The organism is Brachybacterium sp. UMB0905, assembly GCF_002871795.1.
Classification (GTDB): domain Bacteria; phylum Actinomycetota; class Actinomycetes; order Actinomycetales; family Dermabacteraceae; genus Brachybacterium.
Genome location: NZ_PNHL01000003.1, coordinates 230,141 through 248,005 on the forward strand (window position 1 = coordinate 230,141; position 17,865 = coordinate 248,005).

A 17,865-nucleotide genomic window follows, 5' to 3' on the forward strand; every position below is an offset into this window, starting at 1 on the left:
CCCGGCCGGTCCGGCTCTCCGACTCCAGGTATTCCGGCCGCAGCACGAAGGAGACCGCTCCTGCCGCCCGTGTTCATCGATGCGATGCACAGGGCCGACGAAAGTTTGTCCCCCTGGTCAGCAGCCGCGTATAGGTTCATGCCATGCCCTCCCCCGCTGCCACCCCGTCGGCCACCCCCGCCCCCTCTGATCCGCCCGCGCAGACCTCCCTGTCCACCGCCCCTGCGCGGTCCCTCGCGCCCGACCTCGCGCGCGGGCTGATGCTCGTGCTCATCGCGATCGCGAACGTCTCGTGGCTGCTGTGGGGGCAGGAGGGCACCGTCGGGATGACCCCGCATGTGCCCGCACACGGGCCGCTGGACACCGCGGTGCAGGCGGTCATGACGATCGCCGTGGACCATCGGGCGATGCCGCTGTTCGCCTTCCTGTTCGGCTACGGGATGGTGCAGTTCCACCGCTCGCGCCTGGGTCGTGGGATCTCTCCGCAGGTGGTGCGGGTGATGCTGCGACGGCGCCATTGGGCGATGCTGCTGTTGGGGCTGCTGCATGCCGCGCTGCTGTTCTACGGCGACATCCTCGGCGCCTACGGGATCGCGGCCCTGCTGATGGTGTGGATCTTCTTCGGTCGGCGCACCCGCACCCTGGTCATCTGGGTCTGCGTTCTCGCCGGGATCTCCGCGATCTTCGCCCTGTTCAGCATCCTCAGCGCCATCATGCTCACGGTGTTCGCGCCCGAGGGGGCCGCTGCCCCCACCACGGGACCGGCCGCCTGGGGAAATGACACCTTCCGCGACTGGGCCTACGCCTCCCCGTACCTGACCGGCATGGGGCTGCGGCTGCTGATGTGGGGCACCAGCCTGCTGCCCTCCGCACTGATGGCCGTGCCGCTGCCGCTGCTGCTGGGCTGGATCGCCGCCCGGCATCGCCTGCTCGAGGAGCCGTGGCGGCATGTGCGCACGCTGCGCCGCATCATGATCGGCGGCATCGCGATCGGCTGGCTGACCGGCCTGCCCGATGCCCTGCTGATCCTGGGCCTCATCCCGCTGGCGCCCGAGGCATCCTGGGGCTTTGCGACCTTGAACACGCTCGGCGGCGTGGCCTGCGGCGTCGGGTACGCGGCAGCGTTCGCTCTGCTGGCCCAGCGGCTCGAGAGGCGGCCGGAGGTCGCGAGCGAGGTGGCCGATGGGGGCCCGGATCGTGCCGCCATGTCCCGGCAGGAGCGCAAGGCTTTGCGCGCCGAGCGGGCCGCGCAGCAGCTCGCGCTCACCCCGGCTGAGCGCGCCGTCGGCGTCCCCGCGGATCCGGCGCCGCCAGCGGGCGTGACCCCGCCGCTGCTGGCACGCGTGATTGCCGCGGTGGGGCAGCGCTCGCTGACGTTCTATCTGTTCCAGTCCGTGGTGCTGGTGCCGCTCATGGCCAGCTGGGGGCTGGGACTCGGCCCGCACCTGAGCACCACCGCGGCGATCGCGATCGCCATCGGGGTGTGGCTGCTGTCCCTGCCGCTGGCCTGGCTGCTGCACACCCGCGGCATGCGCGGCCCGGCAGAGAAGCTGCTGCGGCGCATGACCTACGGGAAGCTTGATCCACGGGGAGATCTCCCCATCGCCACGGCGTCGACCAGCTCCTAAGCTACCGGCCACGATCGGGCCGACAGGACATGCGCGGTCCGCTGGAGAACAGGGGATGCCATGCGGGTGCTGGGACTGACCATCATCATGCTGCTGCTGTTGGCGACGGCGATCACGCCGCGCGGCGTGTGGTGGGCGCTGGCCTCCTGGCAGTACCGGCACCCGGACAAGGTAGAGCCCAGTGAAGCGTCCTTCTTCATCACGCGACTGGGCGCGATCCTCGCGCTGCTGCTCTTCGGGGGCATGGCGTTGATGTCGCTGGCCGACTAGTCGAGCAACGCCGGGGAGGCGGATGAGGAGCGGCAGACCCTCAAGGAGATGCAGCAGCGCGAGGAGGCCATGGAACCGCTGTTCGACGAGATGAAAGAGGACTTCTCCGAACTCAGCGATCTGGTGCTACGGCGCGCCCAGGCGTCGGAGATGGGCGAGCGCGGCGTGATGCTGCTGTCGGAGAGCTACCTGGTGCGCGATGCCGAGATCGAGCGGGATCCCAAGCAGGCCGTGACTGTCACGTGGACGGCGGTGGACACTGCGGCGCGCACTCCCGAGTACGCCTTCGAGATCTGGGATCTCTCCGTGCCGCCCGCCGAACGCTCGAACGCTGAGTTCCCCTCCTACCTCTCCACGGTGCCGGACAGCACAGACCTCCTGCTCCACCTCGACGGGATCGCGCATGCGGACTCCTGCCGGGGTCTGCCGCTCGGGGTCGAGGAGGATGCCAAGACGGTGCGCATCACCGTCGGCACCCCGGAGTTCGACTATCAGGGCAGCGGAGACTGCACCGGGAGATACAGCAGCTCATACTGGTTCGCCCCGCTGGACCTCGACGAGCCCGTGGGGGATCGGGAGGTTGTGATCCTCCAGGGCCCCGAGGACTGACCGGCCGACGCAGCTGTTCTCACCCCGCCCGCGCGCTGACCTCCACTCCGCAGCGCTCCCCGGCCGTGCGGGCCTGTTCGGCCACCTCCGCGAAGCGAGCGGGCCAGTCCTTCAGTGCGGTGAGCTGCGCGGCGAAGTCCTCCGCAGCGCCGTCCGGTCGGGCCTGCTGCAGCACGAGGGCGCGCCCGCCCGCGCGGGACACAGCCCCCACCACCTGTGTGACCTGGTCCAGCAGCGCCGGCGTGACGGTCATGCGCAGCTCATGCTCCACGCCGGAGGCGAGCAGCATCTCCAGGGAGCGGTGGGCCCGCTCCCAGGCGTTCGCGCGGCCCACGAGGTCGTCGTACCCCGTCGGCGCGGCTTTGACATCGAAGCCCACCCAGTCCACGAGCGGTGCTGCGACGCGGCGCCCGTCGGCCGTGATACCCAGCAGGCCGCTGAGCCGGGTGGGGAACGCGCCGCCGGTGTGCAGGCCGACGGCGAAACCGGCCTCCCGCACCCGCTGTGCGGCGGGGATGAGGGCGTGCTGCATCGTGGCTTCTCCCCCGCTGAACACCACGGCATCGAGCAGCCCGCGGCGCCTGGCGAGCAGCGCCTCAAGGTCCGCGAACGATGCCGTGCCGGGGGCGGTGGCATCCAGGATCGCGGTGTTGTGGCAGTAGGTGCAGCGCCACGGGCAGCCCTGGCAGAACACGGTCGCGGCGAGCTTCCCCGGCCAGTCCACGGTGCTGAGCGGCACGATCCCCGCGATCCGCAGGTCCTCGGCGCTGACCGGGGCACGGCCGTCGGCGCGGCCGTCGGCGCGGCCGGGGGTGCGGCCGACGGGGCGGACCCCGGGGCGCTCACGTACCCCGGGGTCCGGCGCGATCGGCAGGGTCGTCACAGCTCGACGGTGCTCGCAGCCGCGGCCTGCTCGGTGAAGAAGGTGCGTTCGGCGTACTCGCCCTTCTTGCCGATGTTGAACGAGGCCACGGGCCGGAAGTAGCCCATCACGCGAGTCCACACCTCGCAGACCTCCCCACAGCGCTCGCACACGTGGTGCTCACCGGCCAGGTAGCCGTGCACGGGGCAGATCGAGAAGGTGGGCGTGATCGTCAGGTAGGGCAGGCGGAAGCGGGTCAGGGAGCGACGCACCAGCTCCTTGCAGGCCTCGGGGCTCGAGACCTGCTCGTTCATGTACAGGTGCAGCACGGTACCGCCGGTGTACTTGCCCTGCAGCTCCTCCTGCCGCTCGAGCGCCTCGAAGGGATCCTCGGTGGCGCCGACCGGGATCTGCGAGGAGTTCGTGTAGTACGGGTTCTGCGGCGTGCCGGCGGTGAGGATGTCCGCGAACCGCGCCCGGTCCTCCTTCGCGAACCGGTACGTGGCGCCCTCCGCCGGGGTGGCCTCGAGGTTGTAGAGGTTCCCGGTGAGCTCCTGGTACTCGACCATGCGCTCGCGGATGTGATCGAGGATCCGCACGCACATCGCCTGGCCGTGATCGTCCATGAGGTCGTGAGCGTCGGCGGTGAAGTTGCGGACCATTTCGTTCATGCCGTTCACGCCGAGGGTGGAGAAGTGGTTGTTCAGGTGGCCCATGTACCGCTTCGTGTACGGGTACAGCCCGCCGTCCATGAGCTCCTGCACCGTGGCGCGGCGCCGCTCCAGGGTCTCCCGCCCCAGCTCCAGCAGATGATCCAGCGCCTCCAGCAGCGCCGGTTCATCCCCGGCGTGCAGGTAGCCCAGCCGCGCCATGTTCACGGTGACCACACCGATCGATCCGGTCAGCTCCGCGGAGCCGAACAGGCCGTTGCCGCGCTTGAGCAGCTCGCGCAGATCCAGCTGCAGGCGGCAGCACATGGAGCGGATCATCCCCGGATCCAGGTCCGAGTTCAGGAAGTTCTGGAAGTACGGCAGCCCGTACTTCGCGGTCATCGCGAACAGCCGCTCGACGTTCTCACCCTCCCAGTCGAAATCGGGGGTGATGTTGTAGGTGGGGATCGGGAAGGTGAAGGCACGGCCATCGGCATCCCCGTCCATCATCACCTCGAGGTAGGCGCGGTTGATGAGGTCCATCTCCGCCTGCAGCTCGCCGTAGGGGACCTCGAACACCTCGCCGCCGATCAGGGCGTACTGCTCGCGCAGATCCTCAGGGCAGGTCCAGTCGAAGGTGAGATTCGTGAACGGGCACTGCGAGCCCCAGCGGGAGGGGACGTTGAGGTTGTGGATCAGCTCCTGCATGTGCTGACGCACCTGCTCATAGCTCAGCTGGTCCTTGCGCACGAACGGCGCCATATAGGTGTCGAAGGAGGAGAAGGCCTGCGCTCCGGCCCATTCGTTCTGCAGCGTGCCCAGGAAGTTCACGATCTGGCCGCAGGCGGAGCCGAAGTGCTGCGGCGGGCGGGAGGCGATCGCGCCGGCCACCCCGTTGAAGCCCTCCTCCAGGAGGGTGCGCAGGCTCCAACCCGCGCAGTAGCCGGTGAGCATGTCCAGGTCATGGATGTGGATGTCGCCCTCGCGGTGCGCCTGCCCGGCCTCGGGGCTGAACACCTCATCCAGCCAGTAGTTCGCCATCATCTTCCCGGCGGCGTTGAGGATCAGGCCGCCCACGGAGTATCCCTGGTTCGCGTTCGCGTTCACCCGCCAGTCCGCGCGCGAGGTGTACTCGGTGACGGTGGCGACCGGGTCGATCAGACGGCGGGCCGGGGTGCCGGCGATAGCGTTCGGCGCGGCGGCAGCGTCGGTCTCGGGGGCAGGGCGCGCGGCGGCAGCGTCGGTCTCGGGGGCAGGGCGCGCGGAGACAGAGGCAGTCATGGGGTTCTCTCCTGGTGAGGTGCTGCGGATGAGGCTGCGGGCGCTGCAGGGAGAGCAGACGGGGCCTGGGCCCGTCGCGGCCACCGCATTCGATGTCACGCTTACGCTAGGAAGCGGCCACTACATGTAGGGGTCGCGACACGCCCGCGACACGACATGTTGTGGCGGCCGGGAGATTTCGCAGCCGATGGCGGGACCAACGTCCCCGCTGAGGTTCAGGGCTGACGGCGGCGCTCGCGCGCCGGGACGACACCGGCACACCCCCCGGAACAGTCGGACACCCCACGAGCTGACGACCTGACACATCCCGGGCCGATGTCGTGAAAAGCGTTTAGGATGCGGCCATGACCGCTACGCCGCTGCCCGATCCCGCCTCCCCTCCCGTCCGCTCCCGCACCGCGGACCGTGCGCGGGCGGATCGTCAGCGCGGCCCCAGCCCGCGGTATCTGCGCGAGGTGCAGCGTCCCGAGATTCGCGAGGACATCCGTACGCTCGCGTTCTTCGTGCGCGTGAACTGCGACGGGAACCATCGCACGCTCCCCCGTCGGCCCCACGAATCCCATGCGGTGACCGCCGGGGTGTACGACGATCCGGGGCTGCGCGGGGTGCAGGCCCACGGTGTGCCCACCCTGTGCCAGGAGTGCTCCGACCATCTCGCCTACGGGGAGGCGCGGCGCGTGTTCTGCCCCCTGGATCCCAAGCCGTTCTGCGCCGAATGCGAGATCCACTGCTTCATCGCCGCGGAACGCGCCTGGAACAAGCAGATGATGCGCTACTCGGGGCCGCGGTCCCTGTTCCATGGCTATGCCCTGGAGGGTGCCAAGCACTTCGCGCTCAGCGTGCGGCGCTACTCGGGCACGTACGTGCGGCGGATTCTCCAGCGTGAGAACGCGTCGGCGTAAGGAAGGTCCGGGGCATCGCCCCTGATCCAGCAGCGGTGCCCCATCCCTCCCGTGCCGAGCGAAGCGCTCGCGACCGGGCGAGATTCTCAGTGCCCGGCGAAGTTCTGCGTCGCGTACCAGGAGCCCTTGGAGCTCTGCGCCACGCCCACACCGAGGTCGGTATAGCTGGCCCCGAGGATGTTCTGCCTGTGCCTCGAAGACCCCATCCACTGCTGCACCATCGCGGCAGCCAACCCGGTGGCCGAGCCGGATCCCGCACTACGCATGAGGATGTTCCCCGGGGCGGCATGCCACCCGGACGGGTACTGCGAGGTGAAGTTCGGACGATGCATGAAATCCCCGGTCCGCGCCATGGTCTCCGACCAGTCCACTGCGATCCGGTCCGACGTGCTGTTGCGCTCCAGCGGAGACACCCCTGCCTTCTTCCGCTCCACATTGACCAGCCGGAACACCTCAGCGCTGACCGTTTCACGGCTCTTCACAGATGAGGGTGTAGGGACCGTCGGCGCGGCGGTGCCGGGATAGGCGCCGAGGTCTCCCGATGATGGAAGTTCCTAAGCTCGCCATCTGGAAGACCTCGACGCGCTCCACGCTACCTTCACCACGCCCGATCCCGATACTTTCTGCCAGCTCGACCGGCTGGGCCTGACCGTGACCGGGCAGCGGATCGAGCCACACCGATCGGTGCTGGAGTGTCGCGTGATCGAACCGGACAACTGGTGCCACCGGTGCGGTCAGCAGGGCGTCTGCCGAGGAACTGTCATCCGGCGCCTGGCCCACGTCCCGCTGGGTTGGCGACCAACGATGTTGCAGCTCAGAGTGCGCCGGCATCGGTGCCCGGACTGCCGCAGCGTGTGGCGTCAGGACACCACGGCCGCAGCCGGGCCCCGTGCCGTGCTCTCCCGGCACGCAACACTGTGGACGCTCAAGGGCGTAGTCATCGATCGCATGTCCGTCGCTCGTATCGCCACCGGTCTCGACGTTGCCTGGAACACCGTCAACGACGCGATCTTGACCACTGGCCAGCAACTGCTGATCAACGACCCCGCCCGGCTCGACGGCGTCCGCGTGATAGGCGTGGACGAGCACGTGTGGTCCCACACCCGCCGGGGCAGCAAGTACGTCACCGTCATCATCGACCTGACTCCGATCCGCGACGGCACCGGCCCCTCCAGACTGTTGGACATGGTTCCGGGACGTTCGAAGAAAGTGTTCAAGACCTGGCTCGATGCTCAAACCGCAGAGTTCCGGGACGGAGTCGAGGTCGTTGCGATGGACGGATTCTCCGGCTACAAGACCGCGACCGCCGAGGAGCTACCCGAGGCGACCGCAGCGATGGACCCGTTCCACGTCGTCGCGTTGGCTGGCGAGAAGGTCGATCAAAGCCGCCAACGCGTCCAGCAGGCACCCCTCGGTCATCGTGGCCGGTCCGCAGACCCGCTCTACGGAATCCGCCGAGTACTGCACACCGGAGCGGACCTGCTCACCGACAAGCAGACCACCCGCCTGAGGGCCGCGTTCGCCAGCGATGCGCACGTCGAGGTCGAAGCTCTACCAGCGCATCGTCGCCGCGTATCGTCACCCCGACCGCGCCGCGGGAAAGAAGGCTCTGCAGGCAGTGATCGACGACCTCACCGAGGAAGTACCCAAGCAGCTCAAAGAGCTGATCACCCTTGGTCGGACCCTGAAACACCGGGCCGGGGACGTGCTGGCCTACTTCGACCACCCCGGCACCAGCAACGGCCCCACGGAGGCGATCAACGGCCGGCTCGAGCACCTCCGCGGCACCGCGCTGGGCTACCGCAACCTCGCCCACTACGTCATCCGATCGCTGCTGGACACCGGAGGATTCAGAACCGAACTACACCGCCATCTGTGAAGAGCCGGGAATGTCCCGAACCCGCTGTGACCGGCTGGAATGGACCTTCGTCGCGAGCACCCCGCAGGACGGACAGCCCGGCCGGACGGTCGAGACGACCACCGCCCGTCGGCCACCATCGGGCAGGTCGACGGCGTCGATAACGCGGTAGTTGGGCAGGTTGAAGATCGTGCTCGCAGCATCCCGCTGCGAACCAGTACCCTCATACACAGGCTCGTGGTCCACTGGAATGTGGATGTCTTGACAACACCCATCACAACAGGACCACGAGCCGTGTTACGCCAACGACGCGACGCTCCCCATCACCACGAACCGAAAAGAGCCCTGAAGAAGTGCCGCCACCGTTTTGTATTGACGAGGCGTTGTCCATAACCCTATCTCGTCCGTCAGGCCTTTTTGCGTTCGATCAGTTTGCGCTTTTCTAGGCGCAGTGTGACGTCGGCTGATCGTGCAAGCTGTTTCGAGTGGGTGACGACGATGACGCACTTGCCCCTCTCATGGGCTGCATCCCGCAGAATCTCGATGACTCCTTCGGCGGTTTCCTCATCGAGGTTGCCGGTGGGTTCATCGGCCAAGATGACCGGTGCGGAGGAAACCAGCGCGCGGCCGATGGCCACTCGCTGCTGCTGACCACCAGACAGCGCAAGCACATTCCTCTTCGCAGCAGCGGCATCAATGCCCAGCCGGGTGAGGTCGTCAATGCTGGCCTTGGGGTTGACCAGGCGCAGGTTCTCCAGAGGTGTCAGGTAGTCGATGAGGTTGTAGTTCTGGAACACTAGCGCAATCTGGTCTTTGCGGTGGCGGGTATACCCGGTTTCGGCAATATCATCGCCGCCAAACCGAACCGTCCCCTGACTGGGCGCATCGAGTCCAGCCAGCAGGTTCAACATCGTAGTTTTGCCCGCACCGGACGAACCGACGATCGAGTAGAACGTGCCCTCTTCGAAGTGATAGGTGACGTTGCTGAGCACCCGCTTGACAGAGTTGGCGTAGCTGAAGTTGACGTGATCAAGCTGCATGATGGCCATGATGTTTCCTAACTGAGTTTTGCAAGAATTCGTTTGGGGCGCTGCATGACGAGCGGCAGGACTCCCACAGACACTCCGATAAGAACAATGGCGGCTCCCAACACCAACGCCAGGCCAACATGACCGGCACCCATGCTCGGCTGAATCGACGACAGCGTCTCCCCACCCACCTGGGCGAAGACCGCCTGCCCCAACCGAGTGGAAAGAACCGTCCCGGCCACTGCGGCAATGACTGCGGCCACACCGGTGAAAATACTCGCTTCAATTGCGAACTGCGACAGTATATTGCCTTTGCTTTTACCCAGAGACAAAAGGATGCCGATTTCGTGAATCCGTCCGCGCGCCCAGAAAGTGCTCACCAGTGTAAGCATGCACGCGCCGGCCACGCACAGGCCCAACAGCAGGATTCCCAGCAGCCGGTCCACGCCAGAAATCGCCTGGAGTACGGGTGCGAACTGTGCGGAATTGTCCTCCAGCGTCAGCTCCGGTGCGATGCGCCCAGCAGCCGCGAGCGCCTCCGGCAGCTGCTGCGCGTTCTGCGTGAAATAGCGGCCCGTAGTCAGGGGTGCGCCCAGCTTCTGCGCCGATGCAAGATCCATGAAAATGTGGTTCTCGGATGCCCCGGACGGAAGGCCCGTAGGGTTGTCTGTTTTGCCTTCAAGGATGCCAGCAACCGTGACCGTGACTTTGTCACCCTCGTTGCTAAGCGTGAGCTTATCTCCCAGGCCGAGTTTGTTGTGATCAGCGAACGCGCGGTGGATGATGGCCTTCCCAGCGCCGGCCTTCCCTGCATCACCGCCCGCACCAGCCTGCAAACCTTCGTCCGCGCCCACGTGCTCCCCTTCGACGAGCTGGTACAGCTTGCCCTGGAATGCGGGGTTGAGCGAGGAATCGCTGGTTCCGGTCACACTGACGTCACCTGCGAACTGTGGGTCCAACTGAACTCCACTGGCACCCAGCACCGGCTGCGTACCTTCGGGCCGGGCCAAGAAGGCCGCCTCAAGACTGTGCCGCGCCACCTGGGGCAGGGCTGCTAAACGCTCAGCCACCTCCCGATCGATTCCCGCGGAATCTCGCGAGGTGCCGCCCGGCTGGGCGGCCGGGCTCTCCCCCGCCCCAGGTGCCTCACCTGAGCCGGGCTCCACCTCGTCACCCGGTTTACCGGGCTCACCTGTTGACCCGACCGCCGTGAATCCGGCGCCGATGTTGGTGTTGATGGCATTTTTGACGTCGGCCATGGTGGAGCGAACGCCGGATTGGGCGACGAGTGCTGTGAACACCACGGTCATGATGAGCGTCATGAGCAGGGTGCGGGTGGGTTTGCGGGTGACGCATCGGATTGCGCGCGACCATGGGCTGCTCATGTGGCGTCCACCAGGATTTCGCGGGGGCTCTTGCGCATCATCGGCACCGTGGTGATGGCAACGACACAGGCGATGACTGCAACACAGATAATTGCGGCTTGGATGACCGAGCCAGACGTCAGGCCCACAGTCAGGTTCTCCAGTGTTTGGGCTGACGCGGAGGATTCCATGTCAGCACCGAACTGGCCGGCCTGAGCCATGTCCTGCGCTGCCGACTTGTTCACACTGGCTAGGGTGGTGTCGCCCATCCATTGGGCGAATCGGCCGGCGGCGAAGTAGGCGGCGATAAACGCCGGTACGGCGATCAGAATCATTTCGGTGAAGTACTGTGCGGCGATGCAGGTCTTAGTCACGCCGATCGACAGCAGCGTGCCGGTTTCCCTGTTGCGTTCGCGCAGCCACAGGAACAGGACCAGAGCCACGACCGTGGCGGCGAAAATGGTGGCGGCAACGGTGGTGTTGCGCATGATGCTCTTGATGCCGTCAACAGCTCCGGTGATGCCCGAAAGGTACTGGGCCGATGGGGAGATCTGGTAGTTCTGCCAGTCGATGCCCTGCTCCTTCGCGGCCTGAGTGACCTCGTCGAGGTCGGCGTCGTTGCTGATGAAGAAATTCGCGTCCTGATAGATCTCGTTGCCTGGCGTGAACTTGTACAGCGCGCGTGTGGTTTCAAGGTCGGTGAACACGGTGTTGGCGAAAAGCTCATTGCGCGTTGCTGCCGGTCGGGGATTGTCGCCGGATACGAGGCCAACAATTTCGGTGGTGACCTCTTCTGTGGACTGGCGTTCGTTGTCGACGTCGTACTTATTGCCCTTCAGTGTCAGTTTGCTGCCCACGCCGAGGTTGTTGGCTTTGGCGAGGTCTTCATGGATGACGGCTTTGTTCTTGTCGTCCGGCCTTAGGTGGCGGCCCTGGGTGAGTTTCAGTGTGCCGCTGCGGAAGTTGTTGTCGATTTCGCTGTTGTTCACACCCCACACGTTGACGGCGTTGCCGAACTGTTCTTCACGCTGTTTGTCGTAGTCGTCGTGGTCGAGTTTCTGCACTTTCGCGCCCACGAGGTCAGCGGTGACGTTCTGCCGGGCCACGTGCGCCTCCACGCCGTCCAGCCCCGCGAGTTTGTCGATGTCAGCGGGTTTGACGGTGCCGGCGCCTCGTGGTGTTCCGAGATTGTGCTGGGGGTTGTTCTCCAGGACGAACCCGCGGCCGGTCTTTGCTTCGATCTCGTTCGACACGTGGTCGGCTGAACGAGTGACGGCGCTTGCCGCCATAACCACGGTGGCCATGATGGCCAGAACAGCAAAGATGATGACTGTTTTCACCGGTTTGCGGACACAGTAACGCCAGGCTCTCCCTACGAACATCAAAACTTCCCTTCCAGGGTGATAGCGGCAAGAGCCCGCGCGCTGGTTGTGGTGCGCTGCCGAACAGATGCTGTAGGAACCTACTACCGGAGTCTGGAGTGATTCTGCATATCCCCTGCACCGGCCCTATGACCTGAGTCAGGCCTGAGGACCGTGCCGCGAGGAACTCCGGCCCGGCCGCAGCGATGGCACCACTGATCCTCCGCGAGGACCCGGCACTCCAGAGCTGTCTGGCCCGTCTCGATGCGCTGGCCGGTGGCTGTGAGGCCGAGCCCGTCCAGGCCGCAGAAGGCATCGAGATCAAGGGACGAGAAGGAAGCGTGGGGCATGTCGAGGTCTTCCAGATCGCGAGCGTCAGAACTTCCATCATCGGGAGACATCGACGCCTACCCCCGCACCGACTCGCCCACCCCGCCACCGACCGCTACACCCTCATCTGCGAAGAGCCCGTTTCACGAGTGAGGGCGGGCTTCGGGCGGGGTGGCGAGATGAGGCCCTTAGTGTGCACACGATGCAGGAATGCCGCCCTCGCGTCACGCCGCACGGAATCCCAGGGCCGGTAGGTGCCGTCGGGCCAGCCGGTCGTGACCCCGACGGCGCGCGGAGTGAGAACGAGGTGGCACCGAGGGACCCGCGCGCGGGCATCCCCGCGGTCGACCCCACGGGCTGCCGCATCACATCAGAACCGGACCTCTCCGTCGACCGCTCGGAGCAGGCGGCGGGAGAAGACGCCCCGCGATGACAAAGGCCCCGCACCATCCCGTTCCCGGGATGCTGCGGGGCCCTGGTGTCGGCCGGTGGGGGTGCCGTCGGCCGATGGGGGGGGTGCCAGTCAGAGCATGCAGCTCACGCAGCCCTCGACCTCGGTGCCCTGGATCGCCATCTGCCGCAGGCGGATGTAGTACAGGGTCTTGATGCCCTTACGCCAGGCGTAGATCTGCGCCCGGTTCACATCGCGCGTGGTCGCCGTGTCCTTGAAGAACAGCGTCAGCGACAGACCCTGATCCACGTGCTTCGTGGCCTCGGCGTACGTGTCGATGATCTTCTCGTAGCCGATCTCGTACGCATCCTCGTAGTACTCGAGGTTGTCGTTGGTCATGTACGGCGCCGGGTAGTACACCCGCCCGATCTTGCCCTCCTTGCGGATCTCGATCTTGGAGACGATCGGGTGGATCGAGGAGGTGGAGTGGTTGATGTAGCTGATCGAGCCGGTGGGCGGCACCGCCTGCAGGTAGGCGTTGTACATGCCGTGCTCCATCACCTGCTCGCGCAGCTGCTTCCAGTCCTCCTGGGTGGGCAGGTGCACGTCGGCGTTCGCGAACAGCTCCCGCACCCGCTCGGTGCGCGGCTCCCAGACCTCATCGATGTACTTGTCGAAGTACGTGCCGGTGCCGTACGCGGAGTTCTCGAAGTTGTCGAAGGTCTCCCCGCGCTCCTTCGCGATGTGCATCGACGCGAGGATCGCGTGATACGTCACCGCGTAGAAGTACATGTTCGTGAAGTCCAGGCCCTCCTCGGAGCCGTAGTGGATCCGCTCGCGCGCCAAGTAGCCGTGGAGATTCATCTGCCCCAGGCCGATCGCATGGGACTTGCGGTTGCCTTCGGCGATCGTCGGCACGGACTCGATGTCGGAGGTGTCCGACACCGCCGTGAGGCCGCGGATCGCCGTCTCGATGGTGCGGGCGAAGTCCGGGGAATCCATGGCCTTGGCGATGTTCAGCGAGCCCAGGTTGCAGGAGATGTCCCGGCCCAGCTGGTCGTAGCTGAGGTCCACGTTCATGGTGGAAGGCGTGGAGATCTGCAGGATCTCCGAGCACAGGTTCGAGTGGGTGACCTTGCCCGGAATCGGGTTCGCCCGGTTCACCGTGTCCTCGAACATGATGTACGGGTAGCCGGATTCGAACTGGATCTCGGCGAGCACCTGGAAGAAGTCGCGGGCGCGGATCTTCTTCTTGGAGATGTTCGGGTTGTCCACCATCTCGCGGTAGAGCTCCGAGACGTTCACATCGGCGAACGGCTTGCCGTACTCGCGCTCCACGTCGTACGGGGAGAACAGGTACATCGGTTCATTGTTCTTCGCGAGCTCGAAGGTGATGTCGGGGATCACCACACCCAGCGAGAGGGTCTTGATGCGGATCTTCTCATCGGCGTTCTCACGCTTGGTATCCAAAAAGCGCAGGATGTCCGGGTGGTGGGCATGCAGGTACACCGCGCCCGCGCCCTGGCGGGCACCCAGCTGGTTGGCGTAGGAGAACGAATCCTCCAGCAGCTTCATCACCGGGATCACGCCCGAGGACTGATTTTCGATCTGCTTGATCGGCGCCCCGTACTCGCGCAGGTTGCTCAGCAGCAGCGCCACGCCACCGCCGCGCTTGGACAGCTGCAGCGCAGAGTTGATCGAGCGGCCGATCGACTCCATGTTGTCCTCGATGCGCAGCAGGAAGCAGGAGACCAGCTCGCCACGCTGCGCCTTGCCGGCGTTGAGGAACGTCGGGGTGGCCGGCTGGAAACGACCCGAGAGGATCTCCTCCACCAGGTGGCGGGCCAGCGCCTCATCGCCGCGCGCCAGGGTCAGCGCGACCATCACCACGCGGTCCTCGAAACGCTCCAGGTAGCGCTTCCCGTCGAAGGTCTTCAGCGTGTACGAGGTGTAGTACTTGAAGGCCCCCAGGAACGTGGGGAACCGGAACTTCTTCGCGTACGCCTGCTCGGAGAGGTCCTCGATGAAGGAGAAGTCGTACTGATCCAGCACGTTCTTCTCGTAGTACTCGTTCTCCACGAGATAGTCCATCTTCTCGCGCAGCGAGTGGAAGAAGACGGTGTTGGGGTTGACGTGCTGGAGGAAGTACTCCCGCGCCGCTTCACGGTCCTTGTCGAACTGGATCTGGCCGTCCGGGCCATACAGGTTCAGCATCGCGTTGAGCGCGTGATAGTCGAGCCGCTTGTGGTGCTCTGCCGGGGGCATCTCGGTCAGTGTCGCCAAAACTCTTCCAATCCATCCTGGACCTTCGACACGTCCACGGACGTGCCGAACAGTTCGAACTTGTACATGTGCGGGACCTGGCATTTCGCGGAGATGATGTCCCCCGCCAGGCAGTAGGCCTCGCCGAAGTTGGTGTTCCCGGCGCTGATCACACCCCGGATCAGGCTCCGGTTGTGCTCATCGTTGAGGAACTTGATGACCTGCTTGGGGACGGCGCCGCGGCCGTTGCCGCCGCCGTAGGTAGGCACCACCAAGACGTACTCCTCGTCGACGACGAGGGGATCGTCCTTGGGGTACAGCGGGATGCGCTCAGCGGGCACCCCCAGCTTGTCGATGAATCGCTTGGTGTTGCCCGAGACCGAGGAGAAATAGACGAGCTTCGCCATGACCCTGCGCTCCCGGCGCGGTTCAGATCGCGGTGGCGGTGCGCTGCGCGACACCCGCCGCGGTGAGGGCCTTGATCTTGTCCGGGCGGAAGCCGGACCAGTGGTCCTGGGAGGTGATGACCACGGGGGCCTGCATGTAGCCCAGCGCCTTGATGCGGGCCAGGGCCTCAGCATCCTCGGTGACGTCCACGACGTCGTACGCGAGACCGGCCTTGTTCAGCGCACGCTTGGTGGCGTCGCACTGCACGCAGAGGGGCTTGGAGTACACGGTGATGTCCACGGGGAGGTGCCTTTCGGGAGGGGCGCCGACGGGCGTCGGCTGGGAGGGTGATGCAGTTGTCCGGGTGCGGCCCGTAAGGCCGCTGCTGCGACGCCCGATGGCCTCGGACCTGCACGCTTCCGGGGTCTCCCGGGACGCTTCAGGCTCCCGGGAGGCCCGGTTCGCCGCAACGGGCCCAACACTACACCTAGTGGTGGGTGGGTCGAGCGACCACAAGATGTACTGAACTACAACAATGTCATCCACAGCGCGCTGTTGATGGGATGTGGACAGTCGGGGACGGCTGGGGACAGTCCGGCGCCCCCGTGCGTGAAAGACGCTCGGACATGCACAGCAGGCTGTGGATGAGCGGTTTCGCGGCGGTGCCGGGCGGTGGATGACGCGGGCCGCGCGGTGGTGATCCGCGGGGCTGAAACGGCGCGGGATGAGATGGATCTCGGGCGTGTCGTCGGCATGGCGCGGCGTGTCGCGGGGGTGGGGGTGGGCGGTGCCGCGCAGACCGGGGCCGACTTGATTCCACGAACGGGACACAGATGACCGGCCGCCTGCATATTGCACGCGGCCGGTCAGGAGAGTGCCGTTCGTGGAAGGGGCGCGAGCGCAAACTCGGCTCAGGCCTGACTGTCGCGCCCCGGCTCCGGGTCCGCGGGCTGGTCTGCAGGGGCGGCAGGCTGGTCCGCGGGGGCAGCGGCCTGGTCCGCGGGGGCAGCGGCCTGGTCCGCGTCCTCCAGGGTCCACGCGTCGACCACCGGCTGCTCAGCGGTCGGTGCCGCAGCGCGGTCAACGGGTTCAGCAGGCCCAGCCGCAGGCTCATCCGGCTCCACGAACGGCGCCGGGTCCGCGGTCGTCGCCGCCTCTGCGGGCTCGGCGGGCTCCGCCACGAGCCCCGCATCCACAGACACCGCGGGCTCTTCCCCCGCCGCCTCCGTCGGCTCCTCCCGCGCGGCGTCCGCCGGCTCCGCGTCGACCGTCATCCGCGCCCCGGCGAGCGCGGAGCTCGCCCCGGAGACCTGCGCGGCACCAGCCCCGTCGGCCGCACGCGATTCCTCGCCCGCGCCCGGCTCATCCGCCGCGTCGGCCCCGGCAGCCGACTCGGCCGCATCCGCCTCACCGGCCACTGCCGCACCGGCCGCCTCTTCGGTGCCCTCCTCGTCGGATTCCGGGTCGATCGTCCGGCCGTCGGCCTCGACGATCCGCGCGAGCACCTCCCGCAGCAGCTCCACCTGGGCGAGGGCCTGCCTGGTGCCGGCAATCGGCGGCTCGCCCTTCTCGACGAAGGCGTGGAAGGCCTCCCACATCGCCTCGGCCGAGCCGTTGGTCGCGACCGTCGTGGTCTCCTGCACCACCCCGGACTTCTTCTCCCGCAGCGCGAGGGTGGAGCGGCGGTCGCCGTGCGAAGGGGCCGGTAGGTCCAGCTGCAGGCGTCGGCGCGCGGACAGCACCTGCACCGTCTCGCGGTACTCGGGGGCGAACGGCAGGTAGTGCCACACCAGACGCACCCGCGCCCCACCCTCAAGCTCGCCCAGCAGCTCGATCGACCCCGGGATCACGCCCTTGGGCCAGTGCCGCGCCATCGACAGCTCCACCAGCGGCCCGTAGGCCGCTTCAAGCACCGCCAGCTGGTGCGCCACGCCCGTGAGCAGACCCTTGACGTACAGGTCGCGGTCGCGCTGCGTCGCCCCCTCCCCAGAGCCGGCCTCCACGGCGGCCTGCAGATCCTTGCGCCGCTGGGAGCGCTTCTCGCTGGGCAGGTCGTACGCGGAGCTGGTGACCTTCGCGGCGCCGAACAGCGGCTGGCTGGCAGGCATGAGGACCTCGTGGTCCACCATCCGCACGTCCTTGCGGGCGATCACCTCGCCCATCTCCCGCACCGAGTCGTCGTACTGCTGCGGGTAGGCGAGCATCAGCAGCGGCCGACCGGTCATCCGCTCGAAATCCGCAACCTGCGCAATCTCCTGCGCGGAGAAGCCCACCGGTGGCTCCACCAGCACGGGGATGCCGCGCCGCATGAGGGCCAGCAGATCCTGGGCATGCAGTCCGTCGGTGGACAGCAGCGCCGCATCGACCGTGATCTCCTTGACACGCACCGCGGCGATGAGATCCGCGACCGTCTCGTACCGCTTCTCCTCGGCCACGCCCCACACGTCGGAGGCCTCGCGGCGGCGCCGCGGCGAGTGATCCACCAGGGCGGCCACCGTGAACCGGTCCCAGCGTCGGCGCAGCACCGGCAGATGCACGGCCTGGGCCATGGTTCCGGCGCCGATCACGGCGATGTTCAGGGTCTTGGCCATCGATGCTCCTCGGTCTCGGCGCACGCCTGTTCTACCACATGCACCTCCGCACGGCAGGGCCCGCCCATGCCCCTCACCTGCGCGGTCCCTG

General features: G+C 66.7%; 15 protein-coding genes and 2 pseudogenes. 5 read left to right on the forward strand and 12 right to left on the reverse strand.

Annotated features, from left to right (window positions below; all coding sequences use genetic code 11):
* The first annotated feature begins 143 nt into the window (after positions 1 to 143).
* From CJ197_RS04090 to CJ197_RS04100, 3 genes are read left to right on the forward strand one after another with little or no spacing between them, the layout of a single operon-like run.
* Complete coding sequence (locus tag CJ197_RS04090) at positions 144 to 1,628, forward strand: DUF418 domain-containing protein (RefSeq protein ID WP_102235469.1); 1,485 nt, start codon at positions 144 to 146, stop codon at positions 1,626 to 1,628.
* A 60-nt stretch (positions 1,629 to 1,688) separates the two neighbouring features.
* Positions 1,689 to 1,898 (forward strand): hypothetical protein, encoded by a 210-nt coding sequence (locus CJ197_RS04095; protein ID WP_102235470.1) that lies wholly within the window; start codon positions 1,689 to 1,691, stop codon positions 1,896 to 1,898.
* A gap of 48 nt (positions 1,899 to 1,946) precedes the next feature.
* Positions 1,947 to 2,507, forward strand: coding sequence for a hypothetical protein (locus CJ197_RS04100; protein ID WP_102235471.1), 561 nt, complete (start codon positions 1,947 to 1,949; stop codon positions 2,505 to 2,507).
* 19 nt (positions 2,508 to 2,526) lie between these two features.
* Here CJ197_RS04100 and CJ197_RS04105 read toward each other — a convergent pair whose 3' ends face one another.
* Positions 2,527 to 3,390, reverse strand: a complete 864-nt coding sequence (locus tag CJ197_RS04105; RefSeq protein ID WP_233190634.1) for an anaerobic ribonucleoside-triphosphate reductase activating protein — start codon at positions 3,388 to 3,390, stop codon at positions 2,527 to 2,529.
* Positions 3,387 to 5,300, reverse strand: a complete 1,914-nt coding sequence (locus CJ197_RS04110) for a ribonucleoside triphosphate reductase (protein WP_102235472.1) — start codon at positions 5,298 to 5,300, stop codon at positions 3,387 to 3,389. Before CJ197_RS04110 ends, CJ197_RS04105 begins: the two co-directional genes overlap by 4 nt.
* Positions 5,301 to 5,644: 344 nt before the next feature.
* Between CJ197_RS04110 and CJ197_RS04115 the strand changes: the two genes are divergently transcribed.
* Positions 5,645 to 6,202 carry a nitrous oxide-stimulated promoter family protein gene (locus tag CJ197_RS04115; RefSeq protein ID WP_102235473.1) on the forward strand — a complete coding sequence of 186 codons (558 nt, stop codon included), beginning with the start codon at positions 5,645 to 5,647 and terminating at the stop codon, positions 6,200 to 6,202.
* A gap of 86 nt (positions 6,203 to 6,288) precedes the next feature.
* On the opposite strand, the gene CJ197_RS04120 is transcribed toward CJ197_RS04115, so the two are convergent.
* Positions 6,289 to 6,684: a CAP domain-containing protein gene (locus CJ197_RS04120; protein ID WP_102235474.1), complete on the reverse strand. Its 396-nt coding sequence runs from the start codon at positions 6,682 to 6,684 to the stop codon at positions 6,289 to 6,291.
* Positions 6,685 to 6,769: 85 nt separating this feature from the next.
* Between CJ197_RS04120 and CJ197_RS04125 the strand changes: the two are divergent.
* Positions 6,770 to 8,081: pseudogene (locus CJ197_RS04125) on the forward strand (ISL3 family transposase).
* On the opposite strand, the gene CJ197_RS15840 reads toward CJ197_RS04125, so the two are convergent.
* The 9 genes and pseudogenes from CJ197_RS15840 to CJ197_RS04170 form a co-directional block, all read right to left on the reverse strand.
* Positions 8,064 to 8,306 carry a transposase family protein gene (locus tag CJ197_RS15840; protein WP_369801474.1) on the reverse strand — a complete coding sequence of 81 codons (243 nt, stop codon included), beginning with the start codon at positions 8,304 to 8,306 and terminating at the stop codon, positions 8,064 to 8,066. The pseudogene CJ197_RS04125 and the gene CJ197_RS15840 sit on opposite strands and share 18 nt — an antisense overlap.
* A gap of 161 nt (positions 8,307 to 8,467) precedes the next feature.
* Entirely contained in the window at positions 8,468 to 9,109 is a 642-nt protein-coding gene (locus CJ197_RS04135; protein WP_102235475.1) for an ABC transporter ATP-binding protein, read from the reverse strand.
* A gap of 8 nt (positions 9,110 to 9,117) precedes the next feature.
* Positions 9,118 to 10,473 carry an FtsX-like permease family protein gene (locus tag CJ197_RS04140; protein WP_102235476.1) on the reverse strand — a complete coding sequence of 452 codons (1,356 nt, stop codon included), beginning with the start codon at positions 10,471 to 10,473 and terminating at the stop codon, positions 9,118 to 9,120.
* On the reverse strand, positions 10,470 to 11,792 hold the full coding sequence (locus tag CJ197_RS04145) for an ABC transporter permease (RefSeq protein ID WP_233190635.1): 1,323 nt from the start codon (positions 11,790 to 11,792) through the stop codon (positions 10,470 to 10,472). The genes CJ197_RS04140 and CJ197_RS04145 overlap by 4 nt, the downstream gene beginning before the upstream one ends.
* Before the next feature lie 185 nt (positions 11,793 to 11,977).
* Positions 11,978 to 12,163, reverse strand: a pseudogene (locus CJ197_RS04150) (ISL3 family transposase); the annotation flags it as partial.
* Between the two features lie 503 nt (positions 12,164 to 12,666).
* Positions 12,667 to 14,799: a class 1b ribonucleoside-diphosphate reductase subunit alpha gene (gene nrdE, locus CJ197_RS04155; RefSeq protein WP_102235478.1), complete on the reverse strand. Its 2,133-nt coding sequence runs from the start codon at positions 14,797 to 14,799 to the stop codon at positions 12,667 to 12,669.
* A 5-nt stretch (positions 14,800 to 14,804) separates the two neighbouring features.
* Positions 14,805 to 15,203, reverse strand: coding sequence for a class Ib ribonucleoside-diphosphate reductase assembly flavoprotein NrdI (nrdI, locus tag CJ197_RS04160; protein WP_102235479.1), 399 nt, complete (start codon positions 15,201 to 15,203; stop codon positions 14,805 to 14,807).
* A gap of 22 nt (positions 15,204 to 15,225) precedes the next feature.
* Positions 15,226 to 15,483 (reverse strand): glutaredoxin-like protein NrdH, encoded by a 258-nt coding sequence (gene nrdH / locus CJ197_RS04165; RefSeq protein WP_158239363.1) that lies wholly within the window; start codon positions 15,481 to 15,483, stop codon positions 15,226 to 15,228.
* 611 nt (positions 15,484 to 16,094) lie between these two features.
* Positions 16,095 to 17,774 (reverse strand): Gfo/Idh/MocA family protein, encoded by a 1,680-nt coding sequence (locus CJ197_RS04170; protein WP_102235480.1) that lies wholly within the window; start codon positions 17,772 to 17,774, stop codon positions 16,095 to 16,097.
* Positions 17,775 to 17,865: the final 91 nt, after the last annotated feature.